Source organism: Parvibaculum sp. (assembly GCF_035511255.1).
In the GTDB taxonomy this organism is placed as follows: domain Bacteria; phylum Pseudomonadota; class Alphaproteobacteria; order Parvibaculales; family Parvibaculaceae; genus Parvibaculum.
Map to the genome: position 1 here is coordinate 1 of NZ_DATKFR010000093.1, position 3995 is coordinate 3995.

The following is a 3995-nucleotide window of genomic DNA, read 5'->3' on the forward strand; positions in this document are numbered from 1 at the left end:
CTTCCATACGCCCGGCGGTCTCGGTGTGCGCGTCGACTCGGCGGCCTATTCCGGCTATCGCATTCCGCCCTATTACGACAGCCTCATCGGCAAGCTGATCGTCCATGGCCGCAATCGCAACGAATGCCTGATGCGCCTGCGTCGCTCGCTGCATGAATTCGTGATCGACGGCATCAAGACGACGATCCCGCTCTTTCAGGATCTCGTGAACGAGCCGGACTTCATCAACGGCGACTACCACATCCACTGGCTCGAGAATTACCTCAAGGAAAAGGCCTGAAGCTCAAAGCTTCAGCGCCGCCTTGAGGCCGATCACCACCGCGTCAGATGCGGTTTCGTCGCCGCCCGGATAGTGGATGAGCTGAAGGTTCGGATCGAGGGTGAGCCATCCCGTCGCCTGGGCGCGATAATCGAGCTCCGCGACATATTCCGATCTTTGTACAGGCATTTGCGTCAGCGCGGTTTCGTTATAGGCCGCTTCTCCATCCGCGACGCGGCCATTCACATGCGTCGTGCCGAGAGCCAGCGCGACCGTGTCCTGCGGTCGCACCTCGAACGGCCCCGCATATGAGACGCCGACGGCGAATTGCCGGTCGAGTTCGACCGTCCGCGGATCAGCAACGAGCCCGTTGAGGAAGAGGGTCAGCCCGCGATCGCCACCGTCCGCCCCCGTCACCTGCTGCTGAAAATTGACATAGGCGCCGAAGCTGCCGTCGCGTTGCAGCGCCGGGTCGCCCGTGATCGCCTGCGGCCGATGATTGATGTCTAGGAAAGGGTCGCTCTCATGCCCGGTCTTGTACCAGCCGCCGAGCTTGTAAGAGCCAGGAAGTTTTGACGAGGGGTACCAGCCAAACTCCGCCGGAATGAGCGTGCCCCTCCCCCCTTCGGCCGACAGCGAGAAGCCGCGGCCGTTTTCCTGGTCGGTCCGATCGATCTGGTAGGCGCCTGCCTGCATGTAGACGCCCTTTGCGACATAGACTTTCAGGCGAGCGCCCCATTGGCTGACCGGCGAATTCATCCAGTAATCGCCGGCGATATTTCCCGGCGCCGCGCCGCAGAAAGTCAGATTTTCAAAATCGCATGAGAACATGGCGAAATCGCTGCCGGGATTGACCCGGCCGAATTTGAGATCGACGACGTCGTTTGCAAACCCCTGCTCGTAGGAGAGTTCGGTCAGCCGCCAGATGTTGCCGCGCCCATAGACTTCCTGAACCTGCTGCAGCGTATTCAAACCGGCATCCGCGCCCAGGTCGTTTCCCTCGCGCTTGGTCACGACGAGCTTGAGCTTCGCATCCGGAATTCCCAGCAGCTTGTCGAGATCGCCGGTCGCTCCAAGGCTCAACTGTCCCGCCTGCTGCGCACGGCTGCGCTCGCCACCCGCCGGATTGTAGGCCCCTTCGAAAACGAGATTGAGATCGAAGACGATGCCATCCTGCGCAAGCTGGGGACGCAGGCCGCTCCAGTCGCCCGTGAGACCCGGTCCCCCCTTCTCCGCGGCTCCAGCCTCTCCGGCAAGGACCGTAAAGGCCACGGCCGTGGCCAGGCAGAAAAGCCGGCGTTTGACATCGACCATCTCTCAGTTCCCCCTTATTGCTTCGGCAGCGCATAGGCGATGATCGAGTCGCCAGGCTTGGTTCCTGTCGAGCCGTGGCCGCCGGCCACGACGATGACGAATTGCCGCCCGCTTTTCGGCGAGAGATAGGTCATCGGCGAGGCCTGTCCGCCCGCTGGAAGGCGCTTCTGCCACAGCATCTTTCCGGTCGAGACGTCATAGGCACGCGCGTAATAGTCCAGCGTCCCGCTGAGGAAGGCGACGCCGCCGCCTGTCAGCAACGGTCCGCCGATGCCGGGCACACCCATCTTCAGCGGGATCGGTACCGGCGAGAGATCGCGGACGGTTCCGTTGACATGGCGATAGATGATCTTGCCGGTCGTGAGGTCGGCGGCGGCCACATAGCCCCATGGCGGACTCTGGCAGGGCAGACCGATGGGCGACATGAAAGCCCCCATCTTCGCGGCATAGGGATCGCCGAGGTTTTCACCGATGGGTGGATCGCCCGGCTTCGTCACGAGCCGCGTGTGATCGTCTTTACGCGGAATGAGCTGCGACGTGAAAGCGAGATAGACCGGCATCTGGAACGCGATCTGCCGCACGGGATCGACCGCGAGGCCGCCCCAGTTGAAGGTGCCGAAATTGCCGGGATAGATGATCGAACCCTGAAGCGATGGCGGCGTGTAGCGTCCCTCGTAACGCAGCTTGCGGAAGCTGATCCGGCAGGCGAGCTGGTCGAAGGGCGTGAGCCCCCACATGGAGGCCTCCGTCAACGGGGCCGGATTGAACGAGAGGGCCGAGTGCGGCTGGGTCGGCGCCGTGAAATCGCCTTCGATCGCACCTGTCGGCGCCGGCTCTTCCGTCACCGGCAAAACGGGCTTGCCGCTTCTCCGGTCGAGCACAAAGATCTCGCCTTCTTTCGTCGCCTCGACCAGCGCCGGCACGGTTTCCCCGCCTATGGTCAGGTCGAGCAGGCTCGGCTGCGCCGGCATGTCCATGTCCCAAAGGTCGTGATGCACACCCTGGAACGCCCAGGCGACCTTGCCCGTATCCGCATGAAGAGCGACGACCGTATCGGTATAGGTCTCGACATTCTTGCTGCGGTTCGCGCCGAGCTGATCCGGCGTCTGATTTCCCAGCGGAATGTAGATCAATCCGAGTTTCGCGTCGTAGCTCGATATGCTCCAGCTATTGGGGGAGTTCGGCGTATAGGTCTTGCCCTCCGCAATCGGCGCGGTGTCGTCGGGATTGCCGCTGTCCCAGTTCCAGACCAGCGCGCCCGTGTCGACGTTGAAGGCGCGAATGACGCCGGAGGTTTCCTTGGCCCGGTAGTCGTCGTTTACTGCCCCGCCAATAATGAAGAGATTTCCGGCGATGACTGGCGGCGACGTCGAATAGTAGGAGCCGACGCGCACATTCGGCATGTGTTGCCACAAATCTATCGTGCCACTGGCGCCGCCAAAGCCGGCGCACACTTCGCCCGTCTCGGCGCTCAGCGCGATCAGCCGTCCGTCGATAGTCGGAAGAAAAAGCCGCCTGACGCAGGCGGCCGACGGCGCGCTGCCCGCCGCCTTGGATGCGCCGGCCGATCCGTCGTAATAGGAAACTCCGCGACAGGTCAGGTGCTGCATGTCCTCGCGGTGAACCATGACCTTCGGATCGAAGCGCCACTTCTGCGCGCCGGTTTCCGCGTCGAGCGCGATCACGATATCGTGCGGTGTGCAGAGATAGACCGTGCCGCCGACCATCAGCGGCGTCACTTCATAGGTAGCCTCGACCGGGTCGGATTTACTGCGAATGTCGCCGGTGTGATAGGTCCAGGCCATTTGAAGCTGGCTGACATTGCCGGGGGTGATCTGCGCGAGCGGGGAATAATGCTGGCCATATTGCGTACGCCCATAGGCGCGCCACTCGCCAGCCGGCGTGCCGTCATCCAGCGATGCGGCGGATGGCGACGGCTCCGGCACCACGCCGCTGAGATCGTGGGACGGCCGCAGCATGGCTGCCACGCCGACGCCAACGGACAGGATCAGTGACAGCCCGAGCGCGGTCCATCCGGCCTTTCGCCTGCCTGTCTCCGATCCGAGCCCGCGCACGACCCATGGAAGGGCGAGAATGACGCCAAGGATGATGGTCACGTCGCCACGTGGTGCGAGCTGCCACCAGTCAAGTCCGACCTCGTGAAGCGCCCAGCCGAGGCTGACCAGAACCACTGCCGCGTAAAACCAGAGCACGGCCGGTCGCGCGAGCCACAACAAGACGCCCGTTAGGACGAAGGCAAGGCCGAGCAGAAGATGAAAATACGCGCCGCCGAGCGACACGAGCCAGGCTCCTCCCGCGGCAAGGCATAATCCAAGAAGAAGAAAAGCCAGACCGAGCACGCGGCCCGGCAGATTTCGTGACGTGACCATGTGCTCTGCTCTCGACTGCGCCCGGCCAGGAC

2 protein-coding genes and 1 pseudogene are annotated in these 3995 nt (G+C 63.1%); 1 reads left to right on the forward strand and 2 read right to left on the reverse strand.

Annotation, left to right across the window (positions count from 1 at the left end; all coding sequences use genetic code 11):
* Nucleotides 1-280: pseudogene (locus VMR03_RS03130) on the forward strand (acetyl-CoA carboxylase biotin carboxylase subunit); the annotation flags it as partial.
* A 3-nt stretch (nt 281-283) separates the two neighbouring features.
* Here the strand turns inward: VMR03_RS03130 and VMR03_RS03135 are convergent.
* Complete coding sequence (locus VMR03_RS03135; protein ID WP_325402193.1) at nt 284-1573, reverse strand: carbohydrate porin; 1290 nt, start codon at nt 1571-1573, stop codon at nt 284-286.
* A gap of 14 nt (nt 1574-1587) precedes the next feature.
* A complete protein-coding gene (locus VMR03_RS03140; protein WP_325402195.1) occupies nt 1588-3963 on the reverse strand; it encodes a membrane-bound PQQ-dependent dehydrogenase, glucose/quinate/shikimate family in 2376 nt (791 codons plus the stop codon).
* Nucleotides 3964-3995 lie beyond the last annotated feature (32 nt).

Coding starts and splice junctions, on each gene's coding strand:
- VMR03_RS03135 (WP_325402193.1), bottom strand. CDS start 1,573: ATGGTCGATGTCAAACGCCGGCTTTTCTGCCTGGCCACGGCCGTGGCC.
- VMR03_RS03140 (WP_325402195.1), bottom strand. CDS start 3,963: ATGGTCACGTCACGAAATCTGCCGGGCCGCGTGCTCGGTCTGGCTTTT.